This is a genomic window from Serratia sp. LSHTC3 (assembly GCF_057197125.1).
On the sequence record NZ_JBXUNP010000001.1, the window covers coordinates 901889 to 927809 of the forward strand.

The window sequence follows — 25921 nt, forward strand, 5'->3', positions numbered from 1 at the left end:
TGTGTAAAGCTTCCTGTGGATATCAGCCGGCAGCCAGGCTGCTTGCTCAAAAACAATCCGTTTTTCGGTTTAATAGATATCAGGCTATGTCACAACAGATGAAGAAAACGATGCGGCGTTCAGAGCCGATCGCCAATGCGGGGAGCGCCCCGCTTCGAAATGGATGATCAAGAGGACAGTGCGTTGTCCTTTCCGCTTATTCCACGAGCCAGCAGCACGGCGGCCACGGACAACGCCGCGGCGATCGCCTTGGCGATCAATTGGCCGGCGCTCTCCAGGTGATAGGGCGCAAAGAAGCCGATGTCATTGGTGCCCAGGATCAGCAGCGCGGCGAGCGCCGCAAAACAGGGCAGCTCTATCGCCAGCGCCAGTCTGCCGGTGGGCGCCGCACCCAGGTAACTCATCAAAAAGCCGGGAAAAATCAGCAATCCGATCAGTTCTGCGGGGGCATTTACCGCAGACATCACCTGCTGGTTGTATTTCAGGAGCGCCAGCATCAGCGCGACAAAGATCAGCAGCCGCACAGGCAACGTGGCCGCTCGGTTGGCCGACAAAAAGGTTTTGCCGATCGCAGCGAGCAATACGCAGCCAACCAGGATGCCAAAGAAGGTAAACAGGACTTGTCCCCAGAGGCTGTCCTGCGTCGAAAAGGCAATGAACGTGCCCATCGTGACACTTCCTTATGCAAGGTGATTTCGCGAACTGATGAACGGTAAGCCGTTTACGGAACGTTGAAATCGGATCGCGTGATTGAAGGGATGCTTTTCGCTCAAAGCCGGGAAAGCTCTTCGATCACCGCTTTTTTGGGATTCTTCGGATCGTACTTTATCGCGATGAAATGGCCCGGCTGATAACGCGGCAGATCCACGACGCTGATCGGGCCTTTCGCCACGGCCGTATGGTTTTTCCCGTCTTGGGCGATGTACTTGACTTCGACTTCGCAGACCGGCCGATTCCCGTCCCACAGGTTGGTCTGGCGAATGCTGACGATTTGCCCTGAGGCGGAAATACCGTTCTCCATCACGCTGAGGGAAGAACCGATATGTTTGAAATAACCCCAGATATCGACCGTGATGAATTTGAAAAAGCCCACCAGGCTGAGAATGGGAGCCAATAAAATCAAACCGATAACGGTGAAAACATTTTTGGCCTTCGACATGGGAGTCCCTTTACAAGAAGATCGCCAGCGCCTTGGTGCTCAATCGTAAGGCACCGTTGGTCACCAGCGCGCCAAGCTGCGTGAACGTCATGGGATCATTACTGAGCTTGAAATTGGTTTTGCTGATCGACAGCGGGTTGTGCGAGATATCCAGCATCGTGTGTTTCAGGCTGGCTCCTGTCAACGCAAGATTTGAACCGTAAAAGGCGAAGTTGGCCCCGGTCGCCACCCATTTCAAGCCGTGGCAGTTATCTTTCCAGCTCGGTGTCTGCACCGATACGCCGTCCGCGCTGGTGATATTGATCGTTTTCGCCTTGATGGTCAGCGTGCCGGTGATCGTGGTGCTCTGATCGTTTTTGTAGGTCTCGGTGACATCCCCGGTTACGGTGGCGGTTTGGCCGCCGCCTTTAATCGTCAATTCCTGCCCGCCGGCGGTGATGGTGGTGTGCTGCCCGCCGGAGGTGATGTTGACCGTCTGCCCTTGCTTGATGGTGCTGGTTTGTTGCCCCTCGGTAATGTCGAGGGTCTGGTTGCCTTTCACCGTGACATGCTGGGTTTGCGTAATGTTTTGCGTCTGCGCGCCGTCGAGCTTGAAGGACTGATTGCCGGTGATGTCGATTTTATCGCCACCGTCGATAATCGTCAGGTCGCGGCCGCCTTTGATGTTCACCGTCTGGTGAGCGTTCAGGTTGGCGGTTTCCAGCCCATTGACCGTTGTGGTGCGTTTCGCTTTGTACAGGAACGTGGCGTCGCCGGTGACGGTGTCGTCCTGCTGGCGACCGATGGTGGTGGTGCGACTGCCGTCAATATTGACGTTCTTGTCGTTCTCCACCGTCATGTTCATGTTGCGTTCGGCGTGCATGTCGAAAGATTCGTTGCCGGGCGAGTCTTCCAGGAACAGGAAGCTGGCGTTGTCGACGCCGCCGCCTTTGCTGCGGCTCATAAAGCCCATTTTGGTGGCGTCGCCGGGCAGATCCCACGGTGGCATGCTGTCTTCGTTGTAAACGCGGCCGGTGATGATGGGGCGATCCGGATCGCCGTTGATAAAGTCGACCACCACTTCCTCACCGACGCGCGGGATCTGGATCCCGCCGTATTTCCAGCCGGCCCAGGCGCTGGAGACGCGCACCCAGCAGGAGCTGGTTTCGTTGCCGCTGCCGTGGCGATCCCAACGGAATTTGAGTTTCACCCGGCCATATTTATCGGTCCAGATGCTTTCGCCTTCCGGGCCCACCACTTCGGCAGTTTGCGGGCCATGGGTTTTCGGCCAGGGCGTGGTGCGCGCCGGGCGCCAATTGATATCCGCCGGAACGACCTGAAATTCGGTTCGCTGTTCGCCGACATCGTTATCGTTGCTGGTGTAGCTGTTCTCCTGCATGAAGTAATGTGCGCTGACCACCAGGTAGGTGCGGTTGTCTTCCATACGCGGCGCCTGGGTCAGTTGAAAACGATAGCCGGGCGCAATGCCCTGCGAATTGCCTTCGCCGCTCATCTGCTCATGCTGCGCTTCGAACTCCTGTTGGCGAACCTTGACGTAAAACTGGCCATGGGCGTGATCGGTATAACGGCCGGGCCAGTCGAACACCTCTGCTTTGTCCTGCGCGAATGAGGCGGGATTTTGCCGGGCCTCCAGCAACCGCGCGCGCGGCTTGCGAAAATCGTAGTCATCCAGGCTATACAGGCTGGGCGTGATGGCGTCAGAAACGCTCCAGCTGTTGATGCTGTCTTTGTTTTCCACCAGGCCGCCTTCCGCGAGCTGATAGGGAATGCTGGCGTAGCCGGCGAGTTCCTGATGGGCCGCCGGCGCGTCAGCCAGCACCAGCGTATGGCCGTCTTGCTGGTGCGTGAAATAATAATAGATGCCTTCGTGTTCCATCAGGCGGCTGATGAAATCGAAATCGCTCTCCTGGTACTGCACGCAGTACCCCCAGATGCGGTAGTCGTAACTCAGGCGGTTATCGATCTTCACCTGATACTGCCCCAGCACCTGAGTCAGGATGTCGGGAACGGTCTGTTCCTGGTAGATGCGAAAATCGCGGTTTTGCGTCAGATACCACAGCGTGGGGCGCAGCACGGCGCGGTAGATATAGTAACGGTTGCCGCCGGCTTCTCGTCCGGAGAGGGTCATGCGCGTGATATTGCCGTTGAGATAACGCGGCGCCAACGGATTGCCCCGCAGTTCCAGCGTGATTTTTTGTCCCAGCAGCGCTTTCAGATCGAGCCGATTGTCGGGGCTGAGCAGCTCGACGTCGAATTCGAACAGGCCGGCCAGTTTTTCCTCACCGGAAAGGCTTCTGAACAACAGCTGATTGGCGGGCAAAGGCGTGTGCGCAATGATAAGGCGATCCATACTATATCCCCGGTTTAGGCATAGCTACCGCACGAGATTTGACGCGCGATCCCGATGGCGTATCTGTCACGAATTGAGACAGGGGCTGACGAAAGATTTAACAAAGTTTACACAAAGGCACGATTTGTGCAGTCTACAATAGAGCTCTGCATTTGCAAAATAGCCTTGTGGATCAATGCTCAATTCGTTAACTCGCTCACGATCTGGTTTTTTATTATCTAAAACATATAGATACGCGCAGATCTTTTTTTATCCCAAATTATTGGTCAAATGGTAATACCAAATAATAAATCTGTAACACTTAAGTCAACGTGTTTATAAAACAACTCTTTTTTTCCGTGAAAAAAGTCACTGAGTATTTTTTATCCTTACCATTCGTTAGTTAAAGATGATCAAATATATAAATTTACCGAATGTTAATTCGGATGATTCCTATTTGGCCGGCGTGAAAAGCCCGCGGTGCGGGCCTCCGACGGTGAGTCTGAATGGTTGATAAAGCAGCAATTGATGCGGTTAGCGCGGAAGGGGATCGAGGGAAAGTCGGCTTATCAGGTCACAGAGCCAGATTAAGGCCGGGTCGCGTTGCGCCTGTCGGCCGGCGATCAGCTCAATGGGGAAAGGCGCGATGGCCAACTCCTTAGGCAGCGGGAGAATGCGTACGCGTTGCGGATCGGAAAAACGCCGGGCCACGCTGGCGGCCAGGGTGGCGATCAGATCGCTGTCGGCGACCACCGCCGGCAGGGCGACGATGTGCGAAAAGGTCACGGCAACGCGCCGTTGACCGCCAATTTCCGCCAGACGCCGGTCGACCAACCCTCTGGCAGAGCCGTCGTCTGCCGGTGCGTACAGCCCATGCGGCAGGCTGAGGTAGCGCGCCAGATCCCAGCGGCCATCCGCCAGCTGTGGGTGTGAACGGCTGGCGATACACACCAGATGTTCTTCAAACAACGTGCGCACATAGTGGCTTTCCGCACCGGAAAGGTGCCCTCCCAGCGCGATATCCACCTCGCCGCGATCCAGTTGCCGGTAAATATTGTGGCGATCCAGGCGCGAAACGCGAATATCGATGCCGGGTGCCGCCTGACGCAAACGGCTGATGATGGCGGGCAGCAGCAAGATATCCGCATAGTCGCCGGCCGCCAGCGTAAAACGCCGCTGCCCGGCGGTGGCCGGATCGAAACGGGCCGGCGGGGCCAACGCCAAATGGATTTGCTCAAGCACCCGCTGTATCTGTGGCATAAGTTGGTGGGCGCGCGGCGTGGGCGCCATGCCGCCGCCGCTGCGGACAAACAGCGGATCGTTGAGCAGAATGCGCAGCCGCGCCAATGCATTGCTGACGGAAGGTTGCGCGCGGTTAAGACGCCGGCCTGCGGCGGTGACGTTGCGCGTCTGATACAGCGCTTCAAACACCACCAGTAAATTGAGATCGACGTTGGCTAAATTCATTTTATGAATACTCTATATACAGATAATCCATTTCCAGAATCTTACAGCGTTCCCTAGGCTGGTAGCACACGAATGTAGCCTTCAATCAGGGGAAATGATGAACAAAGTGTTAATCACCGGCATTGAGCCGTTCGAGGGTGACGCGGTGAACCCTTCCTGGCAGGTCGCGCAGGCATTGGCCGGAGAGCGTATCGCCGGCGCGGAGATCGCGGTGCTCGAGTTGCCGTGCGTATTGGGCGTGGCCAACCAGCAGTTGATCGCGGCGATTGAGGCATTGCAGCCGCTGGCGGTGATCTGTCTGGGGCTGGCCGGCGGCCGGGCCGAAATATCCCTGGAACGGGTAGCCATCAATCTGATCGATGCCCGCATTCCCGACAATGCCGGTAAACAGCCGATTGACGTGCCGGTGGTTGCCGGCGGGCCGGTGGGCTATTTCAGTACGCTGCCCGTCAAGGCCGCGGTGCAGCAACTGCGCCGGCAGGGGATCCCCGCGGCGGTCTCTTATACGGCGGGCACCTACAACTGCAACCACATTTTTTATGGTCTGCGTCACTATCTGGAGATGCAGCATTCGCGGGCCAGAGGCGGGTTCGTGCATATTCCGTACAGCCATGAACTGGCGGCAGCGCACCCGGGCAAGCCGAGCATGGCACTGGCGACGATGGTGGAAGCGGTGCGCACTGTCGTTCAGGTGACGCTGACGGTAGAGGAAGATGTGCGATTCGGCGACGGCGCCGTACATTAAAAGCAGAGCGTGGCGTACCACGCCCTGCTACGGGTTATTCGTCGGCGACGCGGATCACCAGTTTGCCGAAGTTTTTGCCTTGCAGCAGGCCGATAAACGCCTGCGGCGCCTGCTCCAGCCCGTCGACGATGTCTTCGCGGAACTTGATTTTCCCCTGTTCGACCCAACTGCTCATTTGTTGCAAGAACTCGTCAAAGCGTGAGCCGTAGTCGTCGAAGATGATAAAGCCCTGCATACGGATGCGTTTGCGCAGGATCAGCCCCTCCAGCAGCGGCAAGCGGTCCGGCCCCGCAGGTAACCCGGTGGCATTGTAATGGGCGATGATGCCGCATACCGGAATACGCGCTTTGATGTTCAACAGCGGCAGTACGGCGTCGAACACCGCCCCGCCGACATTCTCGTAATAGATGTCGATACCCTGTGGGCAGGCGGCGGCCAACCGTTCGGCAAAGTCTGGGGCGCGGTGATCGATACAGGCGTCGAAACCCAACTCTTCCACTACATAGCGGCATTTTTCCGCACCGCCGGCGACGCCGACGACGCGGCAGCCTTTCAGTTTGCCGATTTGGCCGACCACCGAACCAACCGCACCGCTGGCGGCGGCCACCACCAGCGTTTCACCTGCCTGCGGTTGGCCGATATCGAGCAGCCCCATGTATGCGGTAAATCCCGGCATGCCGAGCACGCCCAGCAGGCGGGAAGGGTGCGGCAAATGCGGGCCGAGGTTGCGCAGGCCGCTGCCGTCGGACAGCGCATATTCCTGCCAGCCGTCATACCCCAATACCCAATCGCCGACGTTGAAATCGGGATGCTGTGAGGCCGCCACGCGCGATACCGTACCGCCCACCATCACCTGACCGATCTCCACCGGCGGCGCATAGGAGGGGGCATCGCTCATGCGTCCACGCATATAAGGATCCAACGACAGATATACGGTGCGCAGCAGCAGTTGGCCGGCGCCGGGTTGCGGTGCGGGGACGGTATCGAGACGGAAGTTCGCCGCTGTCGGTTCGCCGTTCGGACGCGAGGCCAGCAGGAAGCGGCGGTTCTGTTGAGAAGGGGACATCGAAAGCTCCTTTGTGGTGCGGCAAACAAGGTCCGTTAAGCCTAGTGCAGGAGCGCTGAGGCGACGTGACCGAATGTGCTTAGCTCAGAGCGGAACGATCAACACGTCGATATGACTGATATTGATAAAGCGGGCGGCGGAACAGGAGACTTTGTTCATCATGCTGTCTCGGTGATTGCCGCAGAGCAGCAGGTCAAACGGCTGACGGCGGCTGGCGAATGCCAGGCTGTCACCCAGCTCGCCATGCACGATCAGCGTATCGGCGATAGGGTAGCCGGCGCGTTGGCGCAGTTCCTCCATAAACAGCCGGGTTTCCTCTTCCATCAGCGAGCGCAAATCGCCCAGCATCGGCCCGGCGAAATTATTGTACATTTCCGGATTGGCGAGGGTGCTTAACAGGGTGATGCTGCCGCCGTAGGGGCGAACGATGGAGACGGCCTTTTCCACCAGGCGGTGGCTGTCAGGGGCAACGGCGACGGTGACCAGAACGTTTTGATACCCCATATCCGACTCCTTGTTGTATCCATCGTGTTTCAGGCTGCTGCAGCGGCGGCCTTGGTGGAAGTACTGCGTCGGATAAAGGGTAGAACCTGGCGGGGGGAATAAATGTGTTTCATATCACGCGCGGCAATAAAAGCTGAATGTGCCCCGGTTATATAGCAATAAAAGATAAAACCGTTGCCGCACGTAATTTCACTGAATTAAAGCACCTGTGCCCACAGCGTTTTCGGCACCTTGCCCAGATCGAACAATTTACCGGCAACCAGCTCGGCGCGACGGTGGTCGGCGGCACGGTACATATTGCTCATTTCCGTATCGTTTTCAATGGAGTAGTTCAGTTTGTCGTACACCTTCTCCAGGCTGTCCAAAGAGGAGCATTTACGAAATGTCAGCAGATATTCGAGCGTATCGGTCATGATTAAAATATAGCCTGTTAATAGTTAAAGCCGGGTGAATAACACATAGCGACTCACGGCGACGCCGTCGAGGCAGCGATGTACGACCTGACAAAAATCATTTCAATTAGATAAATTGCACTGGGTAATGATGTCGCGCCGCCCGTAGCGGCGCTTTGGTAAATCATAATATGCCAGTGCGCCGTCAGCAATCTCAGCCTGCTGATTAATGGAGAAATAGGGAAAGTCTCAGGGCGGTTGACGGTCGACGCGTCGTCGTTCGTGCTGTGGGCAAGCACAAGGTGCCGTGCCGGGCCTCTTTTGGCTGATTTTTTCACCCGGCCGTGGCGCCGCCGCGGCATTGGGCGATGTTTGTCGCCGCTGCTTGCGTTGCAAAGCCGTTTTGTTCGATGAAGAAATATGAACAGTAAAACAAAACTGCGTTTTATTTTATGACAATGAAGCAATGAAAGCCAAAGCCATGTAAATAATCTCTGAGGGGAGGGGGAATTATCTCGGCGTCAGAAAAAGAAATAAAAAGCATTAAAGTTTTATGAATTGCTGCCGATATAACGTTTTGGGGGAATTTAACTCAAAAAAAGCACTCTTGCATCGTGCTAATACGGAAACATATCGTTACGTCTGTTGGCTTGTTCACTACGCCTGCGAATCATTGATAAGCCATAATCACCTGATGTTGAAAATTAGAACAGCCTCAGGCTGAAGGCTTAAGTCAAATCCGATAGCTAATAACCTTATAGTTTACATTGGTTATTTTTCAGCTTGGATATTTTTTAGTAACTCAAATGGTTATTTATACTGAGTTTGTTGCCTATATGCAGATTTTTGTTCTGTTATTTTGGTTTGGTGATGCTTTTGTTCGAATTGATCTAAAAAAGATAATTTTTTGGCGGATAAACATTGTTTTTAAGACGTTTTTTTACCTATGGCTGTTTTATGAGCAAAATGGCGGTCAATAAGTGAGCGTATTTGGGGGTATTTGGCTTAATTATTTTTTATTTTTGTGATCTATGTCACATTGTATTTAAAATTGCCTCTCACTTACATTGTGTGTGCTAATGGTTCGGGGGTAGAGTTGCGCTGCTTTAGGAATAATCTTATTAAATTTGTAAAAATAGTTTCATGGTGACTAAACACTATCGAAGCAGAATGCTGTACATCCATACACGTTGGTTTACGCTCGTAGCAAATACTGAACAGTGGTCGAATTTAGCGATTGTCGAAAATTATAGCAGTCGTTTTTGAGAGATTAATTTGCCAACTTTGGGAAACAACCCAAGTCACGGGCGATAAAATTTATCACCCAGCGTATGTTTTTAAACATAGTCTGTCGGGATGGGGAATATGGGTACGTCTGAATTACTTAAGCATATTTATGACATCAATCTGTCATATTTACTTTTAGCACAGCGTTTGATCAACGATGAAAAAGCGTCCGCAATGTTTCGCCTGGGTATTGATGAAACCATGGCCGATGCGCTGGCGCAGCTGACTTTGCCGCAAATGGTTAAACTGGCCGAGACCAACCAGCTGGTTTGCCACTTCCGCTTTAACGAAAGCCAGACCATCGAACGCCTGACCAAAGAGTCGCGCGTCGACGATCTGCAACAAATCCATACCGGCATTTTGCTATCAAGCCATTTACTGCAAGAGCTATCGAGTAAAGACGCTAGCCCGACGAAGAAAAGAGCCTGATGATGGTTGAGAAAAGTATCGTTCAAGAAGCCAAGGACATTCAGCTCGCCATGGAGCTGATTTCGCTGGGAGCCCGATTGCAGATGCTGGAGAGTGAAACCCAGCTTAGCCGCGGGCGCTTGATTAAACTTTACAAGGAGTTACGCGGCAGCCCGCCGCCAAAAGGAATGTTACCGTTCTCAACCGACTGGTTTATGACCTGGGAACAAAATATTCACTCGTCGATGTTTTACAACGCTTACCTGTTTTTGATGAAAAGCGGGCAGTGCAGCGGCGTGGAGGCGGTGATCAAAGCCTATCGCCTCTATCTCGAGCAGTGTCCGCAGCAGGCCGGCGAGGCGCCGTTGCTGGCGCTGACCCGTGCCTGGACGCTGGTGCGCTTCGTCGATAGCGGCATGTTGCAGCTTTCCGCCTGCAGCTGCTGCGGCGGCGCATTTATCACCCACGCGCACCAGCCGCTGAATGGTTTCATCTGCAGTTTATGCCAACCCCCATCCCGCGCCGTAAAAAGACGTAAACTTTCGCCGCAACTGGCCGATATTATTCCTCAACTGCTGGACGAGCAGGTCAAACGCGCCATTTGAGCCGCCACGTTGCCGGCTCTCGGCAATGAATACCGACGTGTGATACGCAGGGGCGGCATGCCGCCCCCAGACATGCAGCCTGGTCTGTCGCGCCAGGGCGCGTTTGCCCCACCTTCCATCCACATTGTTAATTTAAGGAATGCGTGTGCTAGTTATTTTGGGTTATCTCGTGGTATTGGGTGCGGTGTTTGGCGGCTACCTGATCGTGGGCGGTCATCTCGGGGCGTTGTATCAGCCGGCGGAATTTCTGATTATCGGCGGGGCGGGCGTCGGCGCCTTTATCGTCGGCAACAACGGCAAAGCGATCAAAGCCACGCTGCGCGCGCTGCCGCGGCTGATGCGCCGTTCCAAATACAACAAAGATCTGTATATGGATTTGATGGCGTTGCTGTTCCGTCTGCTGGCCAAATCGCGCCAGCAGGGCATGCTGTCGCTCGAGTTCGATATCGATAATCCGCAAGAAAGTGAAATTTTCTCTAATTATCCGCGCATCCTTGCCGATAACACTCTGGTGGAGTTCATTACCGACTATTTACGGCTGATGGTGAGCGGCAATATGAATGCGTTCGAGATCGAAGCGCTGATGGACGAAGAGATCGAAACCTACGAGCAGGAAAGCGAAGTGCCCGCCGGCAGTCTGGCGATGGTGGGCGACTCCTTGCCGGCGTTCGGCATCGTCGCGGCGGTGATGGGGGTGGTGCACGCCCTGGCTTCGGCTGACCGTCCGGCCGCTGAGCTGGGCGCGCTGATCGCTAACGCCATGGTCGGTACTTTCCTCGGCATTTTGTTGGCCTACGGCTTCATCTCGCCGCTGGCGACGTTGCTGCGCCAGAAGAGCGCCGAAAACGTCAAGATGATGCAGTGCATCAAGGTCACGCTGTTGTCGAGTCTGAACGGTTACGCGCCGCAGATCGCAGTCGAGTTTGGCCGCAAAACGCTGTATACCACCGAACGTCCTTCTTTCGTTGAGCTGGAAGAACACGTGCGCCGCGTGAAAGCGCCGGCGCAGCAGGCGACGGAAGAAGAAGAAGCATGAAACAGAATCATCCGGTCGTTCTGGTCAGAAAGCGCAAGTCGCATCATGCCGCCCATCACGGCGGCTCCTGGAAGATCGCTTATGCCGACTTTATGACGGCGATGATGGCGTTCTTCCTGGTGATGTGGCTGCTGGCGATCGCCAGCCCGCAGGAGCTGACGCAAATCGCCGAATATTTCCGTACGCCGCTCAAGGTTGCCCTGACCAGCGGCGACAAGAGCAGTTCCGAGAGCAGCCCCATTCCTGGCGGCGGCGACGATCCCACGCAGCAGCATGGCCTGGTGAAAAAACAGGTCGATTCGCCGGACTCGCGCGCCGAAGAGCTGCGCCTGAACAAGCTGCGCGAAAAGCTGGATGAGTTGATTGAGTCCGATCCGCGCCTGAAGGCGCTGCGTCCGCATCTGCTGATCAACATGATGGACGAAGGGCTGCGCATCCAGATTATCGATAGCCAAAACCGGCCGATGTTCAAAACCGGCAGCGCGCAGGTCGAGAGCTACATGCGCGATATTCTGCGGGCGATAGCGCCGATCCTTAACGACCTGCCGAACAAAATAAGCCTGTCCGGCCACACCGATGACATCCCTTACGCCACCGGCGAGCGCGGCTACAGCAACTGGGAACTGTCGGCCGATCGCGCCAACGCCTCCCGGCGCGAGCTGATCGCCGGCGGCCTGGCGGAAGGCAAGGTGCTGCGGGTGGTGGGCATGGCGGCCACCATGAGCCTGAAACAGCATGGCGCCGATGACGCGATTAACCGTCGCATCACCGTGTTGGTGCTGAACAAGCAAACGCAAGAGGGCATCGAGCACGAAAATGCCGAAAGCAACGCGATGGATATCGCCCAGCCGGACAGCCTGAAGCAGCTGGCGCCGTCGGCGACCGCACCGGCCAGCCAAACGCCGGAACCCTCGGCGACGGCCCCGGAACCGGTGGCGACAACGCCAGGCGCTCCACCGCAGGCATCCCCGGCGATAGCACCGGCCGATCAGGCGCCGGAACCACCGGCGTCCGCACCCGCACCGACTAACCGCGACTCACAGCCAGAGGTGACCCCGTGAGCATGGACATTAGCGATTTTTATCAGACCTTCTTTGATGAGGCAGACGAGTTGCTGGCCGACATGGAGCAACACCTGCTGGAGCTGGATCCGCTGGCCCCCGATATCGAGCCGTTGAACGCCATCTTCCGCGCGGCGCATTCGATCAAGGGCGGCGCGGCGACCTTTGGTTTTTCGGTGCTGCAGGAAACCACCCACCTGCTGGAGAACCTGCTGGACGGTGCAAGACGCCAGGAAATGAGCCTGAGCACCGAGATTATCAACCTGTTTCTGGAAACCAAAGACATTATGCAGGAGCAACTGGACGCCTATAAAACCTCGCAACAGCCTGACGCTGAAAGCTTTGAATACATTTGTCAGGCGCTGCGCCAGCTGGCGTTGGAAGCGCAACAGCAGCAAGAGGCGCCTGCGGCTCAACCGGCCGTTCAGCAGCCTGTCGTTAAGCCATCGGCCGCGCCGGCGGCGATCGAGGGCGGCATGCGCATCAGCCTGAACGGGCTGAAAGCCAGTGAAATCCCCTTGATGTTGGAAGAGCTGGGCAACCTCGGCGAGGTTAAAGATCCGCATCAGACGGAACACAGTCTGGACGTGACGTTGCTCACCTCCGCCAGTGAAGACGACATCAGCGCCGTGTTGTGCTTCGTGCTGGAACCGGAACAAATCAGCTTCTCGACGCCGACCCAGAGCGAACCGGCCATCGCAGAAGCGAGCTTACCGGAAGTGGCCGCCTTACCGGAGCCTGCGCCGGTCGCGAACGCCGCGCCACCTGCCGCGAAACCGGCCGAAGCGCCAAAAGCGCGCGCCAAGGCGAGCGAATCCACCAGCATCCGCGTGGCGGTGGAAAAGGTGGATCAGCTGATTAACCTGGTGGGCGAGCTGGTGATCACCCAATCGATGCTGGCGCAACGCTCCGGCACGCTCGATCCGGTGAACCACGGCGATCTGCTGAACAGCATGAGCCAGCTGGAGCGTAACGCGCGCGATCTGCAGGAATCGGTGATGTCGATCCGCATGATGCCGATGGAATACGTCTTCAGCCGCTACCCGCGGCTGGTGCGCGATCTGGCCGGCAAGCTGAATAAACAGGTGGAGCTGACGCTGCAGGGCAGCTCGACCGAACTGGACAAGAGCCTGATCGAACGCATTATCGATCCGTTGACGCACCTGGTGCGCAACAGCCTCGATCACGGTATCGAAGAGCCGGCTACCCGTATCGCCGCCGGCAAGTCGGCGGTGGGCAATCTGGTGCTGTCGGCCGAACACCAGGGCGGCAACATTTGTATTGAAGTCATCGACGACGGCGCCGGGCTGAACCGCGAAAAAATTCTCGCCAAGGCGGCTTCGCAAGGGCTGGCGGTCAGCGACAGCATGAGCGACGAAGAGGTCGGCATGCTGATCTTTGCGCCGGGCTTCTCCACCGCCGAGCAGGTGACCGACGTTTCCGGCCGCGGCGTCGGCATGGACGTGGTGAAAAGAAATATTCAGGAGATGGGCGGCCACGTCGAGATCCGTTCGCAGGCCGGTAAAGGCACCACCATCCGCATCCTGTTGCCGCTGACGCTGGCGATCCTCGACGGCATGTCGGTCAAAGTGAACGACGAAGTCTTTATTCTGCCGTTGAACGCGGTGATGGAGTCGCTGCAGCCGCAGGCGGAGGATTTGCATCCGCTGGCCGGCGGCGAGCGTGTGCTGCAGGTGCGCGGCGAATACCTGCCGCTGGTGGAGCTGTATCGGGTATTCGAAGTGGAAGGCGCCAAAACCGACGCCACGCAGGGCATCGTCGTTATCCTGCAAAGCGCCGGCCGCCGCTATGCGTTGCTGGTAGATCAGCTGATTGGCCAGCATCAGGTGGTGGTGAAGAATCTGGAAAGCAACTACCGCAAAGTGCCGGGCATCTCCGCCGCGACCATTCTGGGCGACGGCAGCGTGGCCTTGATCGTCGATGTCTCGGCGTTGCAAACCTTGAACCGTGAAAAGCGTCTGACGGACGCCGCCGCATAATAATGAGTTTATTGATTTAAAAGGTGAATGATATGGCAGGATTGGCAGCCGTCAGCAAATTGGCTGGCGAAACGGTAGGGCAAGAGTTTCTGATTTTTACCCTGGGCAACGAGGAGTACGGCATCGACATCCTCAAGGTGCAGGAAATTCGCGGCTACGATCAGGTGACCCGCATCGCCAACACCCCGGCGTTCATCAAGGGCGTCACCAACCTGCGCGGCGTGATTGTTCCTATCATCGATCTGCGGGTGAAATTTTCGCAGCAAAGTGTTTCCTACGATGAAAACACCGTGGTGATCGTGTTGAACTTTGGCCAGCGCGTGGTGGGCATCGTGGTTGACGGCGTCTCCGACGTGCTGTCGCTCACCGCCGATCAGATCCGTCCGGCGCCGGAGTTCGCGGTGACCCTGGCGACCGAATATCTCACCGGCCTCGGTTCGCTGGGCGAGCGCATGCTGATCCTGGTGGATATCGAAAAGCTGCTGAGCAGCGAAGAGATGTCGCTGGTCGACAGCGTGGCGAAAAGCGTCTGATTTCAGACTCAAGGGGCGGGGCGCCGCCCCCTTTAATCTTCACTTTCCCTGATCTGTCGCGATGGCCTCAGCCGCGCTCGGAACCCCCACTAAAAATAGTTACTTTCCCGCATAAAGTTTTGCCGCACGGCGCCGATAACTCTCACATTCAACGTCATCAGAGCCTGTCTGCGCGGGCTTCAACAAGGGAAATCATGTTAAATCGTATGAAGGTGGTCACCAGCCTGTTGCTGGTGTTGGTGCTGTTTGGCGCCTTGCAGTTGATTTCGGGCGGACTCTTTTTCTCCTCGCTGAAAAGCGATAAGGAAAACTTTACCGTCCTGCAAACGATCCGCCAGCAGCAGCTGCAGCTGAGTGAAAGCCGCGTTGACCTGCTGCAGGCACGCAACTCCCTGAACCGCGCCGGTATTCGCTACATGATGGATACCAACAAGATCGGCAGCGGCGCCACCATTGATGAACTGCTGGCCAAGGCGAAGGAAGAGCTGGGTGAAGCGGAAAGACACTACGCCGCGTACGAGAAAATTCCTCAGGACCCGCGCCAGGATCCTCAGTCGGCGGAACGCCTCAAGCAGCAGTACGATGTGCTGTACGGCGCGCTCTCCGAGCTGATCCAACTGCTGGGCGAAGGCAAAATCAACGCCTTCTTCGATCAGCCTACGCAGAGTTACCAGGACAACTTTGAGCAGAGCTACAACGTTTATCTGGAGCAAAACGGCAAGCTGTACCAAATCGCGGTCGACGGCAGCAACAGCTCCTACAACTCGGCCATTTGGACGCTGATCGTGGTGCTGGTGGTGGTGCTGGCGGTGATCGTACTGGTCTGGACCGGTATCCATCACATCCTGGTGCGCCCGCTGAACCGCATGATCGACCACATCAAACAGATCGCCGCCGGCGACCTGACTCAGCAGATCGTCGTCAACAGCCGCAACGAAATGGGCGTGCTGGCGGCCAGCCTGAAACACATGCAAAGCGAACTGATCGAAACCGTCAGCGGCGTGCGCCAGGGTGCGGACGCCATCTACAGCGGCGCGTCTGAAATCGCCGCGGGCAACAACGATCTCTCCTCCCGCACCGAGCAGCAGGCCGCTTCGCTGGAAGAGACCGCCGCCAGCATGGAGCAATTGACCGCGACGGTGAAACAGAACGCCGAAAACGCCCGTCAGGCTTCACAACTGGCGCTGAGCGCCTCCGAAACCGCGCAGAAAGGCGGCAAGGTGGTGGCCAACGTGGTGCAGACCATGCACGACATCGCCGGCAGCTCGCAGAAGATCGCCGATATTACCGGCGTGATCGACGGTATCGCCTTCCAGACCAACATCCTGGCGTTGAACGCCGCAGTGGAAGCGGCGCGCGCCGGCGAACAGGGCCGCGGCTTCGCGGTGGTGGCCGGTGAAGTGCGCAACCTGGCGCAGCGCAGCGCGCAGGCGGCGAAAGAGATCAAAGGCCTGATCGAAGACTCGGTCAGCCGCGTCGATATGGGCTCCGTGCTGGTGGAAAGCGCCGGGGAAACCATGGGCGACATCGTCAACGCCGTCACCCGCGTGACCGACATCATGGGCGAAATCGCCTCGGCGTCGGACGAGCAGAGCCGCGGCATCGATCAGGTTGGCCAGGCGGTGGCGGAAATGGACCGCGTCACCCAGCAGAACGCCTCGTTGGTGGAAGAGTCCGCCTCGGCGGCGGCGGCGCTGGAAGAACAGGCCAGCATGCTGACCCAGTCGGTGGCGGTATTCCGCCTGAGGTCGGAAGGCCAGGAAGAGTTTAAAGCGCCTGTCACCAGCAAGGCGCAGGTAACACCGGTAATCAATCATAAGAAAATGAACGCCAGCGATCTGCAGGATAACTGGGAAACGTTCTGACCGGTATCGGGCCTCTCTCGCAGAGGCCCTTTTCCCTACGTAGGCCGGTCGCCGGCCGGCTGCAAGGAGGTTCACAGTGTTTAACCGAATCCGTATCTCTACCAGCTTGTTCCTGTTGTTGATGACCTTCTGCGTTCTGCAGTTGGCCAGCAGCGGCCTGTCGTATTCCGCGTTTCGTTCCGATAACCACAACCTCGACATCATCACCCTCGGCAGCCAGCAGCGCGATTCGCTCAGCCTGAGCTGGGTGTCGCTGTTGCAGGCGCGCAATACGCTGAACCGCGCCGGCACCCGCGCGGCGCTGAAACTGCCGCAGGAGCAGGTGAACGAATTGATGAGCAGCGCCCGCAGTTCGCTGCAGAAGGCCGATCTCTATTTCAATCAGTTTATGGCGGTTGAACGCAGCAGTGAACAGCAGAACCAGCAGACGGCTACCACCAAGGCCAGCTACGAGCGGCTGCGCGGCGCACTGCGTGAACTGATCGGTTTCCTGGAAAAGGGCGAGCTGCAGGCGTTTATGGATCAGCCGACGCAGAAAACCCAGGACCTGTTTGAGGCTGACTTCGTGCAGTACCTGCAGTTGGTCAACGGTGACATCAGCGAGGCTCGAGACGCCAACCAATTCTCCTTCACGCTGGCGGGCCTGATGCTGGCGGGGGCGGTCTTGATGCTGATCGTGGTGACCGGCAGCGCCATGTGGTGGTTGCGCACCATGTTGGTACAGCCGCTGAACCAAATCCGCAGCCACTTTGAACGCATCGCCGCCGGCGATTTGGCGACGCCGATTCAGGTGTATGGCCGCAATGAAATCAGCATGTTGTTCGCCAGCCTGCAACGCACGCAGCAGTCACTGATCGGTACCGTCGGCGCGGTGCGCGACGGTGCGGAGTCGATTCTGATCGGCCTGCAGGAGATCGCCGAAGGCAATAACGATCTCTCTTCCCGCACCGAGCAGCAGGCCGCTTCGCTGGAAGAAACCGCCGCCAGCATGGAACAGCTTACCGCGACGGTGAAACAGAACGCCGACAATGCGCGGCAGGCCTCTCAGCTGGCGCGCGACGCTTCGGCCACCGCGGCCAAGGGCGGCGAACTGGCCGGGGACGTGGTCACCACCATGCACGATATCGCCAACAGCTCGCAGAAAATCGGCGCCATCACCAGCGTAATCGACGGCATCGCCTTCCAGACCAACATTCTGGCGCTCAATGCGGCGGTGGAAGCGGCGCGCGCCGGTGAACAGGGGCGCGGTTTCGCCGTGGTCGCCGGCGAAGTGCGCAACCTGGCGAGCCGCAGCGCGCAGGCGGCGAAAGAGATCAAGGTGCTGATCGACGAATCGGTCAGCCGCGTCAAACACGGCTCGGTGCTGGTGGAAAATTCCGGCGCCACCATGCAGGACATCGTGCGTTCGGTGACGCGCGTCACCGACATCATGGGCGAGATCGCGTCGGCTTCGGATGAACAGAGCCGCGGCATCGAGCAGGTGACGCAGGCGGTGACCCAGATGGATCAGGTTACCCAGCAGAACGCCGCGCTGGTGGAAGAATCCGCTTCTGCCGCCACCGCGCTGGAAGAGCAGGCCATTACCCTGGCCGACGCGGTCGCGGTATTCCGTCTGGCGGACGATAACTTCGTCGCGCCAGGTAACAGCAACAACGCAGTTTCACCCGTGGTAAAGGAAGCCCAAGATTGTCAAACCGCATAAGCAGCACGTTTTACTCCGGTGAGGCGGCATGAAACAGGCGCCGTCAACTTCTAACCGGGATACTGCGTCGATGTTGACGCAAATGGTGCAGCGCCTGCCGCTGTCGGACGTGCATTTTCGCCGTATCAGCCAGTTGATTTATCAACGCGCCGGCATCGTGCTGGCGGAGCATAAGCGCGAGATGGTTTACAACCGCCTGGTGCGCCGGTTGCGGCTGCTGGGATTGCACGATTTCGGCGATTATCTGGCGCTGCTGGAAAGCGATCCGAACAGCGCGGAGTGGCAGGCGTTCATCAACGCGCTGACCACCAACCTGACGGCATTTTTCCGCGAGGCGCATCACTTCCCGATCCTGGCGGAGCATGCGCGCTCGCGGCCGAACGGCTACAGCGTCTGGAGCACCGCGGCCTCGACCGGCGAAGAGCCGTATTCGATCGCCATCACGCTGAGCGATGCCCTGGGGCAGCGTGCCGGCAGTTGCCAGGTCTGGGCCAGCGACATCGATACGCAGGTGCTGGAAAAAGCGGAGGCGGGCGTTTACCGCCAGGAAGATCTGCGCACCCTGACGCCGACCCAAATGCAGCGCTATTTTCTGCGCGGCACCGGTCCGCATCAGGGGCTGGTGCGCGTGCGGCCGGAGTTGGCGGCGCGAGTGAACTTTCAGCCGCTGAATCTGCTGGCGCCGGAGTGGGCGCTGCCGGGGCAATTCGACGCCATTTTTTGCCGCAACGTCATGATCTATTTCGATAAGGCGACGCAGGAGCGCATCCTGCGCCGCTTCGTTCCCTTGCTTAAGCCGGGGGGGCTGATGTTCGCCGGCCACTCCGAGAATTTCAGCCAGATCAGCCGGGATTTCTACTTGCGTGGGCAGACCGTGTATGGGCTGACCAAGGAGAGGTAATGAGTAAAATCAGAGTGTTATGCGTAGACGATTCGGCACTGATGCGCCAGCTGATGACGGAAATCGTGAACGGCCATCCCGACATGGAAATGGTGGCGACCGCGCCGGATCCGCTGGTGGCGCGCGATCTGATCAAAAAATTTAATCCTCAGGTGCTGACGCTGGACGTCGAGATGCCGCGCATGGACGGGCTGGATTTCCTCGAGAAGCTGATGCGCCTGCGGCCGATGCCGGTGGTGATGGTCTCTTCGCTGACCGGCAAAGGCTCGGAAATCACGCTGCGCGCGCTGGAACTGGGCGCGGTGGATTTCGTCACCAAACCGCAACTCGGCATTCGCGAGGGCATGTTGGCCTACAGCGAGCTGATTGCCGAGAAGATCCGCACCGCGGCCAGAGCGCGTCTGCCTCAGCGCTCCAGCAGCCCGGCGCCGGCGATCCTCAGCCATGCGCCGCTGCTGAGCAGTGAAAAACTGATCGCCATCGGCGCCTCCACCGGCGGCACCGAAGCGATCCGCCAGGTGCTGCAGCCGCTGCCGGCTACCAGCCCGGCGCTGCTAATCACCCAGCACATGCCGCCGGGTTTCACCCGTTCGTTCGCCGAGCGGCTGAACAAGCTGTGCCAGATCACGGTGAAAGAAGCGGAGGACGGCGAACGCGTGCTGCCGGGTCACGCCTACATCGCCCCGGGGGACCGCCATCTGGAGCTGACGCGCAGCGGCGCCAACTATCAGGTGAAGCTGCATGACGGCCCGGCGGTCAACCGCCATCGCCCCTCGGTCGACGTGCTGTTCCGCTCGGTGGCGCAATACGCCGGCCGCAATGCGGTGGGGGTGATCCTCACCGGCATGGGCAACGACGGTGCGGCGGGGATGCTGGAGATGCACCGCGCCGGGGCCTATACCCTGGCGCAGAACGAGGCGAGCTGCGTGGTGTTCGGCATGCCGCGCGAGGCGATCGCCAGCGGCGGCGTCAGCGAAGTGGTCGAGCTGGACAGAATGAGCCAGCGAATGCTGGCGCAGATCGCCGGCGGCCAGGCATTGCGCATTTGATTTCAGTCCGCAGGGTCTTCCCGGCGGCGATATGACCCAGGTTCGCCGTGCGGCGGCCTGCGGTGTTGCATCATTAAACGGTTAACTATTTCAGGAGTAACAATGGCAGACAAGAACCTCAGATTTCTGGTTGTGGACGATTTTTCCACCATGCGCCGCATCGTCAGAAATTTGCTCAAAGAGCTGGGCTTCAACAACGTCGAAGAAGCTGAAGACGGCGCGGATGCGCTGAACAAGCTACGCGCCGGCGGTTTCGACTTCGTGGTGTCCGACTGGAACATGCCGAACATGGACGGGCTTGAGCTGTTGCAAACCATCCGCGCCGACAGCGCGCTGGCCGCGATGCCGGTACTGATGGTGACCGCGGAAGCCAAGAAAGAAAATATCATCGCGGCGGCGCAGGCCGGCGCCAGCGGTTATGTAGTAAAACCATTTACGGCGGCGACGCTGGAAGAAAAGCTCAACAAGATTTTTGAAAAATTGGGCATGTAAGGAGAGGGCGATGAGAGACATTCCAATGCCTGCCAGCGATGCAGCGACCGCGGGAGAGATCATCTCCCGCATCGGCCAACTGACCCGAATGCTGCGCGACAGCATGCGCGAACTGGGGCTCGATCAGGCGATCGCCCAGGCGGCAGAGGCGATCCCGGATGCGCGCGACCGTCTTGACTATGTCGTAACCATGACGGCGCAGGCGGCGGAACGGGCGTTGAACTGCGTGGAGGCGGCGCAACCGCGCCAGGCGGAGCTGGAATCCGGCGCCAACGCGTTGAAAGAGCGCTGGGACGAGTGGTTCGCCAATCCCATCGAACTGGACGACGCGCGTTCTCTGGTCAACGACACGCGCCAGTATCTGGATCAGGTGCCGGGCCATACGGCCTTCACCAACGCCCAGCTGCTGGAGATCATGATGGCGCAGGACTTCCAGGATCTGACCGGTCAGGTGATCAAGCGCATGATGGACGTGGTGCAGGAGATCGAAAAGCAGCTGCTGATGGTGCTGATGGAAAACATGCCGGAGCAGCCGGTGAAGGAAAAACGGCCGAACGACAGCCTGCTGAACGGCCCGCAGCTCGACCAGAACGGCGTCGGCGTGATCGCCAATCAGGCGCAGGTCGACGATCTGCTCGACAGCCTCGGTTTCTGAGGCCTTTCGGGGCGCGCGACGGCGCGCCCCGACAACAAGCCACGTCGTTTTGGTCTCATCCCCTAAATAACCCGCCTTTTTCCCCGTTGTTCCGCCAATGACATCGCCAATTTTTTGGCATGCTGACCGCCATTCTTTACCCTCCCGACACAGGAACGGCGTTTCGTGGCTGAAGACAGCGATCTGGAAAAAAGCGAGGCCCCCACGCCCCACAGGCTGGAGAAGGCGCGTGAAGACGGCCAGATCCCGCGCTCGCGCGAGCTGACCTCGGTACTGATGCTGCTCTCGGGCCTGGCGATTATCCTGATGTCCGGCAGCAACATGGCGCAACAGCTGGCGGCGATGCTCACGCAAGGTCTGAACTTCGATCACGGCATGGTCAGCAACGATAAACAGATGCTGCGCCAATTGGGCATGCTGCTGCGCCAGGCGGTGCTGGCGCTGCTGCCGATCATGGCGGGGCTGGTGCTGGTGGCGCTCGCCGCGCCGATGTTGCTGGGGGGCATTTTGTTCAGCGGCAAGTCGATCAAGTTCGATTTGAAGCGGCTGAACCCGCTATCCGGGTTGAAGCGCATCTTTTCTACCCAAGTGCTGGCCGAGCTGCTGAAAGGGATCCTGAAAGCGACGCTGGTCGGTTGGGTGACCGGCCTCTATCTGTGGCACAACTGGGCGGCGATGCTGCATCTGATGACCCAGCAGCCGCTCGATGCGCTGGGCAATGCGCTGCAGATGATCCTGTTCTGCGGTTTTCTGGTGGTGCTGGGGCTGACGCCGATGGTGGCGTTCGACGTGTTCTATCAGCTGTGGAGCCACTTCAAAAAGCTGAAGATGACCAAGCAGGATATTCGCGACGAGTTCAAAGACCAGGAAGGGGACCCGCACGTCAAGGGACGCATTCGTCAGCAGCAGCGGGCGATCGCCCGGCGCCGCATGATGGCCGACGTGCCCAAGGCGGACGTGATCGTCACCAACCCGACGCACTACGCCGTCGCGTTGCAGTACAACGACAAAAAAATGAGTGCGCCGAAAGTGCTGGCCAAAGGGGCCGGCGAAATCGCCTTGCGCATTCGCGAACTCGGCGCGGAACACCGCATCCCGATGCTGGAGGCGCCGCCGCTGGCGCGCGCGCTGTATCGGCACAGCGAGATCGGCCAGCATATTCCGGCCACCCTGTATGCCGCGGTCGCCGAGGTGCTGGCCTGGGTGTACCAGCTGCGCCGCTGGCGGCGCGAGGGCGGCCTGATCCCGAAAAAACCTGAACGTTTACCGGTGCCGGAAGCACTGGATTTTGCAAAAGAGAGTGACTCTGATGGCTAATTTGGCCTCCCTGCTTCGTTTGCCGGGCAATTTTAAAGATACGCAGTGGCAGGTGTTGGCCGGCCCGGTGCTGATCCTGCTGATCCTGTCGATGATGGTGTTGCCGTTGCCGGCGTTTATCCTCGACCTGCTGTTTACCTTCAACATCGCGCTGTCGATCATGGTGCTGCTGGTGGCGATGTTCACCCAGCGCACGCTCGAATTCGCCGCCTTCCCGACCATCCTGCTGTTCTCCACATTGCTGCGTTTGTCGCTCAACGTCGCGTCGACACGCATCATCTTGCTGGAGGGGCACACCGGCTCCGCCGCCGCCGGCCGCGTGGTGGAAGCCTTCGGCCACTTCCTGGTGGGGGGCAACTTCGCCATCGGCATCGTGGTGTTCATCATCCTGGTGCTGATTAACTTTATGGTCATCACCAAAGGTGCGGGGCGTATCGCCGAAGTGGGCGCGCGTTTCGTGCTGGACGGCATGCCGGGCAAACAGATGGCGATTGACGCCGATCTGAACGCCGGCCTGATCGGTGAAGACGAAGCGAAGAAACGCCGCGCCGAAGTGACCCAGGAGGCCGACTTTTACGGCTCGATGGACGGCGCCAGTAAATTCGTGCGCGGCGACGCCATCGCCGGCCTGATGATCATGGTGCTGAACGTAGTCGGCGGCCTGTTGGTCGGCGTGGTGCAACACGGCATGGAGCTGGGGGCGGCGGCGGAAAGCTATACGCTGCTGACCATCGGTGACGGCCTGGTGGCGCAGATCCCGGCATTGGTGATCTCCACCGCCGCCGGCGTCATCGTCACCCGCGTCGCGACCGATCAGGACGTCGGCGAGCAGATGGTGGGCCAGCTGTTCAACAATCCGCGCGTGATGCTGCTGAGCGCCGGGGTGCTGGGGCTGCTGGGCCTGGTGCCGGGCATGCCGAACCTGGTGTTCCTGCTGTTTACCGCGGCTCTGTTGGGCCTCGCCTGGTGGCTGCGCGGCCGTGAACAACAGGCGCCGAAAACGGTGGAAGATCCGGTGATGCCGGAGAATCCGCAGGCCGCCGAAGCCAGCTGGGCCGACGTGCAGTTGGAAGATCCGCTGGGGATGGAGGTGGGCTACCGGCTGATTCCGATGGTCGATTTTCAGCAGAACGGCGAACTGCTGGGCCGTATCCGCGGCATCCGCAAGAAATTCGCCCAGGACATGGGCTATCTGCCGCCGGTGGTGCACATTCGCGACAACCTGGAACTGCCGCCTGCCAGCTACCGTATCCTGATGAAAGGCGTCGAGATCGGCAGCGGTGAAGCGCAGCCGGGCCGCTGGCTGGCGATCAACCCCGGCAATGCCGTAGGCGAGCTGGCGGGAGACAAAACCGTCGATCCGGCCTTTGGGCTCGAGGCGGTATGGATCGACAGCGCCTTGCGCGAGCAGGCGCAGATCCAGGGCTTTACCGTGGTGGAGGCCAGCACCGTGGTGGCGACACACCTCAATCACCTGATCGGCCAGTTCGCCAGCGAGCTGTTTGGCCGCCAGGAGACCCAACAGCTGCTGGATCGCGTGTCGCAGGAGATGCCGAAGCTGACCGAAGACTTCGTGCCGGGCGTGGTGTCGCTGACGACGCTGCACAAAGTGCTGCAAAATCTGCTCGCCGAGCGCGTTTCCATTCGCGATATGCGCACCATCGTCGAAACGCTGGCGGAACACGCCCCGGCGCAGAGCGATCCTTATGAATTGACCACCGTGGTGCGAGTGGCGCTAGGCAGGGCGATCACGCAGCAGTGGTTCCCGGGCAACGGCGAGATTCAGGTTATCGGCCTGGATACCCAGTTAGAGCGTCTGTTGCTGCAGGCGTTGCAGGGCGGCGGCGGCCTGGAGCCGGGGCTGGCCGATCGTCTGTTGGATCAGGCACGCCAGGCGTTGCAGCGGCAAGAAATGCTCAGCGCGCCGCCGGTGCTGCTGGTCAACCATGCGCTGCGGGCCTTGCTGGCGCGCTTCCTGCGTCGCAGCCTGCCGCAGATCGTGGTGTTGTCCAATCTGGAGATCAACGACGATCGCCAGATTCGCATGACCTCGACCATCGGAGCGGCCTGATGAAACGCTGTCTGTTCGTATTTTGTTTGCTGGCTCCGCTCGCCGCCGGCGCGGTGTCCGGCTCCTGGGTGGCTGAAGGGGCGGGGGTCACGCTGGAACAGGGCGGGATGCGCGATGAATCCGCCGCTTTGCGGCCGCCGAACGCGCTGCCGGATGCCCATGCGCGCATCACCAGCGTCAGCTGGCGCTACCGTTTGCTGGGGCCGGAACCGGTGGGGCTGCAGGCCCAGCTCTGCACGGTAAACCGCTGTATTCCGCTGGGCGGCGGCAGCGGCGGCAGCAACGGTCTGCAGGGCGAACCGGCCAATGCGGAATTGCGCTTTGTCTATTACGTGCAGTCGCAAGGCGGGCTGAATCCGCCGCTGCGGGTGATTGGCAATCAGGTGATCGTCAATTATCAGTAACATCAGGCCAGAATTTGCAGGCCGTTGCGTTCCACCAGCGTCAGCAGTTTCATTGCGGCGGAGTTCGGTTGCGCTTCGCCGCGCTCCCATTTCTGCACCGCTTTTTTGCTGACGTTGAGATACAGCGCAAACACCGGCTGACTGACGTTTTCCCGTTCGCGCAGCGCGCGGATCTCGGCCGGCCCGAACTGTTTCACCGGCCGCAGACACAGCATGTCGAAGGTGCGCATGGTCACGTCATCGACGAAACCGGCGCGATGCAGGCCCTGAACTTCCTGGTGGATCTCGGCAAGAATTTTACTCATCGCTTAGCCTCCGTAATTCCTTGTTGTTGACCAGCTGGTAGAGTCTGAATGGCGAATAATCCAGATACAGCGCAGCCAGATGTTTCAATCCTTGTAACTCATCCGCACTGATGTTTTCTCTCTCACTTTTGGCAAAGCCGCGCATAAAAAACAGGCGGTCTTCATCGCGAAAAACGATCAGTACCCGATAGCCGCCACGTTTGCCCGCACCAGCCCGAGCGATGCGCTTTTTGTATACGCAACCGCCAAGATTGGCATCGTACAGCTGATGTTGCATCTCTCGCGCCGCTTTCACTATCGTGGCGTCGCTAATGCGCTCGCGTGCGGCAAAACCCTGAAAGGTTTTGGTGAGATAAATGTCGGCCATTCGCTCTCCCTGCGAATCTATACCCTCTAAGGGTATATTTCAAGTGGTTTAAAAATAACCACAGGGTGACAAGAGGCCAAAGAGAAAGAAACAGCCAAATTCACGCCATGCGCAGCCTGACGCAAAGCCTTAAGTGAATTCAAAGAGTGATAGGGAGAAAATGCGACGGGATGCGCAGAAGCCGGTGAACGCATGCCCGGT

General features: G+C 58.6%; 25 protein-coding genes. 16 read left to right on the forward strand and 9 right to left on the reverse strand.

What is annotated here, in order from left to right; genetic code table 11:
• Positions 1-167: 167 nt before the first annotated feature.
• From AC2CGI_RS04285 to AC2CGI_RS04300, 4 genes are all read right to left on the reverse strand, one after another.
• Positions 168-668 (reverse strand): hypothetical protein, encoded by a 501-nt coding sequence (locus AC2CGI_RS04285; protein WP_015378272.1) that lies wholly within the window; start codon positions 666-668, stop codon positions 168-170.
• 101 nt (positions 669-769) lie between these two features.
• A complete protein-coding gene (locus AC2CGI_RS04290; protein WP_004934914.1) occupies positions 770-1159 on the reverse strand; it encodes a DUF3592 domain-containing protein in 390 nt (129 codons plus the stop codon).
• Between the two features lie 10 nt (positions 1160-1169).
• Positions 1170-3509, reverse strand: coding sequence for a type VI secretion system Vgr family protein (locus tag AC2CGI_RS04295; RefSeq protein ID WP_015378271.1), 2340 nt, complete (start codon positions 3507-3509; stop codon positions 1170-1172).
• 513 nt (positions 3510-4022) lie between these two features.
• Complete coding sequence (locus AC2CGI_RS04300; RefSeq protein ID WP_015378270.1) at positions 4023-4955, reverse strand: LysR family transcriptional regulator; 933 nt, start codon at positions 4953-4955, stop codon at positions 4023-4025.
• Between the two features lie 97 nt (positions 4956-5052).
• Between AC2CGI_RS04300 and pcp the strand changes: the two genes are divergently transcribed.
• A complete protein-coding gene (gene pcp / locus AC2CGI_RS04305) occupies positions 5053-5700 on the forward strand; it encodes a pyroglutamyl-peptidase I (protein ID WP_015378269.1) in 648 nt (215 codons plus the stop codon).
• A 34-nt stretch (positions 5701-5734) separates the two neighbouring features.
• Here pcp and AC2CGI_RS04310 read toward each other — a convergent pair whose 3' ends face one another.
• The 3 genes from AC2CGI_RS04310 to ydgT all read right to left on the reverse strand — a co-directional run bounded on the left by AC2CGI_RS04310 (position 5735) and on the right by ydgT (position 7683).
• Positions 5735-6766, reverse strand: coding sequence for an NADP-dependent oxidoreductase (locus AC2CGI_RS04310; protein WP_076740730.1), 1032 nt, complete (start codon positions 6764-6766; stop codon positions 5735-5737).
• Positions 6767-6850: 84 nt separating this feature from the next.
• On the reverse strand, positions 6851-7270 hold the full coding sequence (uspC, locus tag AC2CGI_RS04315) for a universal stress protein UspC (RefSeq protein ID WP_016927278.1): 420 nt from the start codon (positions 7268-7270) through the stop codon (positions 6851-6853).
• 197 nt (positions 7271-7467) lie between these two features.
• A complete protein-coding gene (ydgT, locus tag AC2CGI_RS04320) occupies positions 7468-7683 on the reverse strand; it encodes a transcription modulator YdgT (protein WP_004934895.1) in 216 nt (71 codons plus the stop codon).
• Positions 7684-9027: 1344 nt separating this feature from the next.
• Between ydgT and flhD the strand changes: the two genes are divergently transcribed.
• The 15 genes from flhD to AC2CGI_RS04395 all read left to right on the forward strand — a co-directional run bounded on the left by flhD (position 9028) and on the right by AC2CGI_RS04395 (position 25048).
• Positions 9028-9378: a flagellar transcriptional regulator FlhD gene (flhD, locus tag AC2CGI_RS04325; protein WP_004934891.1), complete on the forward strand. Its 351-nt coding sequence runs from the start codon at positions 9028-9030 to the stop codon at positions 9376-9378.
• Positions 9378-9962, forward strand: a complete 585-nt coding sequence (gene flhC, locus AC2CGI_RS04330; RefSeq protein WP_016927281.1) for a flagellar transcriptional regulator FlhC — start codon at positions 9378-9380, stop codon at positions 9960-9962. Before flhD ends, flhC begins: the two co-directional genes overlap by 1 nt.
• A gap of 145 nt (positions 9963-10107) precedes the next feature.
• Positions 10108-10998, forward strand: a complete 891-nt coding sequence (motA, locus tag AC2CGI_RS04335) for a flagellar motor stator protein MotA (RefSeq protein WP_015378266.1) — start codon at positions 10108-10110, stop codon at positions 10996-10998.
• Positions 10995-12059: a flagellar motor protein MotB gene (gene motB, locus AC2CGI_RS04340; protein ID WP_004934882.1), complete on the forward strand. Its 1065-nt coding sequence runs from the start codon at positions 10995-10997 to the stop codon at positions 12057-12059. Before motA ends, motB begins: the two co-directional genes overlap by 4 nt.
• On the forward strand, positions 12056-14059 hold the full coding sequence (gene cheA / locus AC2CGI_RS04345) for a chemotaxis protein CheA (RefSeq protein ID WP_021504093.1): 2004 nt from the start codon (positions 12056-12058) through the stop codon (positions 14057-14059). Before motB ends, cheA begins: the two co-directional genes overlap by 4 nt.
• Before the next feature lie 32 nt (positions 14060-14091).
• Positions 14092-14592: a chemotaxis protein CheW gene (cheW, locus tag AC2CGI_RS04350; protein WP_004934876.1), complete on the forward strand. Its 501-nt coding sequence runs from the start codon at positions 14092-14094 to the stop codon at positions 14590-14592.
• A 194-nt stretch (positions 14593-14786) separates the two neighbouring features.
• Entirely contained in the window at positions 14787-16457 is a 1671-nt protein-coding gene (locus AC2CGI_RS04355) for a methyl-accepting chemotaxis protein (protein WP_031299749.1), read from the forward strand.
• Between the two features lie 76 nt (positions 16458-16533).
• Entirely contained in the window at positions 16534-18159 is a 1626-nt protein-coding gene (locus tag AC2CGI_RS04360; RefSeq protein ID WP_004934871.1) for a methyl-accepting chemotaxis protein, read from the forward strand.
• Between the two features lie 28 nt (positions 18160-18187).
• Entirely contained in the window at positions 18188-19060 is an 873-nt protein-coding gene (cheR, locus tag AC2CGI_RS04365) for a protein-glutamate O-methyltransferase CheR (RefSeq protein ID WP_025159837.1), read from the forward strand.
• Complete coding sequence (locus tag AC2CGI_RS04370; protein ID WP_004934865.1) at positions 19060-20109, forward strand: protein-glutamate methylesterase/protein-glutamine glutaminase; 1050 nt, start codon at positions 19060-19062, stop codon at positions 20107-20109. Before cheR ends, AC2CGI_RS04370 begins: the two co-directional genes overlap by 1 nt.
• Before the next feature lie 102 nt (positions 20110-20211).
• Positions 20212-20601 carry a chemotaxis response regulator CheY gene (gene cheY / locus AC2CGI_RS04375; protein WP_004934862.1) on the forward strand — a complete coding sequence of 130 codons (390 nt, stop codon included), beginning with the start codon at positions 20212-20214 and terminating at the stop codon, positions 20599-20601.
• Positions 20602-20611: 10 nt separating this feature from the next.
• Positions 20612-21256: a protein phosphatase CheZ gene (gene cheZ / locus AC2CGI_RS04380; RefSeq protein ID WP_076740731.1), complete on the forward strand. Its 645-nt coding sequence runs from the start codon at positions 20612-20614 to the stop codon at positions 21254-21256.
• Positions 21257-21421: 165 nt separating this feature from the next.
• On the forward strand, positions 21422-22573 hold the full coding sequence (gene flhB / locus AC2CGI_RS04385) for a flagellar biosynthesis protein FlhB (RefSeq protein ID WP_021504091.1): 1152 nt from the start codon (positions 21422-21424) through the stop codon (positions 22571-22573).
• Positions 22566-24644 (forward strand): flagellar biosynthesis protein FlhA, encoded by a 2079-nt coding sequence (gene flhA, locus AC2CGI_RS04390; RefSeq protein ID WP_021504090.1) that lies wholly within the window; start codon positions 22566-22568, stop codon positions 24642-24644. The genes flhB and flhA overlap by 8 nt, the downstream gene beginning before the upstream one ends.
• On the forward strand, positions 24644-25048 hold the full coding sequence (locus AC2CGI_RS04395) for a flagellar protein FlhE (RefSeq protein WP_342139196.1): 405 nt from the start codon (positions 24644-24646) through the stop codon (positions 25046-25048). Before flhA ends, AC2CGI_RS04395 begins: the two co-directional genes overlap by 1 nt.
• A gap of 2 nt (positions 25049-25050) precedes the next feature.
• Here AC2CGI_RS04395 and AC2CGI_RS04400 read toward each other — a convergent pair whose 3' ends face one another.
• Both AC2CGI_RS04400 and AC2CGI_RS04405 read right to left on the reverse strand, forming a co-directional pair.
• On the reverse strand, positions 25051-25353 hold the full coding sequence (locus AC2CGI_RS04400) for a helix-turn-helix domain-containing protein (RefSeq protein ID WP_015378258.1): 303 nt from the start codon (positions 25351-25353) through the stop codon (positions 25051-25053).
• Positions 25346-25720 carry a type II toxin-antitoxin system RelE/ParE family toxin gene (locus tag AC2CGI_RS04405; protein ID WP_004934837.1) on the reverse strand — a complete coding sequence of 125 codons (375 nt, stop codon included), beginning with the start codon at positions 25718-25720 and terminating at the stop codon, positions 25346-25348. The genes AC2CGI_RS04400 and AC2CGI_RS04405 overlap by 8 nt, the downstream gene beginning before the upstream one ends.
• Between the last annotated feature and the right edge of the window lie 201 nt (positions 25721-25921).

Bases quoted from the DNA above. Each gene is read 5' to 3' on its own strand.
- flhC (WP_016927281.1), top strand. From the start codon at position 9,378: ATGATGGTTGAGAAAAGTATCGTTCAAGAAGCCAAGGACATTCAGCTC.
- cheZ (WP_076740731.1), top strand. From the start codon at position 20,612: ATGAGAGACATTCCAATGCCTGCCAGCGATGCAGCGACCGCGGGAGAG.
- flhA (WP_021504090.1), top strand. From the start codon at position 22,566: ATGGCTAATTTGGCCTCCCTGCTTCGTTTGCCGGGCAATTTTAAAGAT.
- flhD (WP_004934891.1), top strand. From the start codon at position 9,028: ATGGGTACGTCTGAATTACTTAAGCATATTTATGACATCAATCTGTCA.
- AC2CGI_RS04300 (WP_015378270.1), bottom strand. From the start codon at position 4,955: ATGAATTTAGCCAACGTCGATCTCAATTTACTGGTGGTGTTTGAAGCG.
- ydgT (WP_004934895.1), bottom strand. From the start codon at position 7,683: ATGACCGATACGCTCGAATATCTGCTGACATTTCGTAAATGCTCCTCT.
- AC2CGI_RS04310 (WP_076740730.1), bottom strand. From the start codon at position 6,766: ATGTCCCCTTCTCAACAGAACCGCCGCTTCCTGCTGGCCTCGCGTCCG.
- AC2CGI_RS04295 (WP_015378271.1), bottom strand. From the start codon at position 3,509: ATGGATCGCCTTATCATTGCGCACACGCCTTTGCCCGCCAATCAGCTG.
- AC2CGI_RS04285 (WP_015378272.1), bottom strand. From the start codon at position 668: ATGGGCACGTTCATTGCCTTTTCGACGCAGGACAGCCTCTGGGGACAA.
- AC2CGI_RS04370 (WP_004934865.1), top strand. From the start codon at position 19,060: ATGAGTAAAATCAGAGTGTTATGCGTAGACGATTCGGCACTGATGCGC.
- AC2CGI_RS04290 (WP_004934914.1), bottom strand. From the start codon at position 1,159: ATGTCGAAGGCCAAAAATGTTTTCACCGTTATCGGTTTGATTTTATTG.
- uspC (WP_016927278.1), bottom strand. From the start codon at position 7,270: ATGGGGTATCAAAACGTTCTGGTCACCGTCGCCGTTGCCCCTGACAGC.
- pcp (WP_015378269.1), top strand. From the start codon at position 5,053: ATGAACAAAGTGTTAATCACCGGCATTGAGCCGTTCGAGGGTGACGCG.
- AC2CGI_RS04395 (WP_342139196.1), top strand. From the start codon at position 24,644: ATGAAACGCTGTCTGTTCGTATTTTGTTTGCTGGCTCCGCTCGCCGCC.
- AC2CGI_RS04405 (WP_004934837.1), bottom strand. From the start codon at position 25,720: ATGGCCGACATTTATCTCACCAAAACCTTTCAGGGTTTTGCCGCACGC.
- motB (WP_004934882.1), top strand. From the start codon at position 10,995: ATGAAACAGAATCATCCGGTCGTTCTGGTCAGAAAGCGCAAGTCGCAT.
- cheW (WP_004934876.1), top strand. From the start codon at position 14,092: ATGGCAGGATTGGCAGCCGTCAGCAAATTGGCTGGCGAAACGGTAGGG.
- cheR (WP_025159837.1), top strand. From the start codon at position 18,188: ATGAAACAGGCGCCGTCAACTTCTAACCGGGATACTGCGTCGATGTTG.
- AC2CGI_RS04355 (WP_031299749.1), top strand. From the start codon at position 14,787: ATGTTAAATCGTATGAAGGTGGTCACCAGCCTGTTGCTGGTGTTGGTG.
- cheY (WP_004934862.1), top strand. From the start codon at position 20,212: ATGGCAGACAAGAACCTCAGATTTCTGGTTGTGGACGATTTTTCCACC.
- AC2CGI_RS04400 (WP_015378258.1), bottom strand. From the start codon at position 25,353: ATGAGTAAAATTCTTGCCGAGATCCACCAGGAAGTTCAGGGCCTGCAT.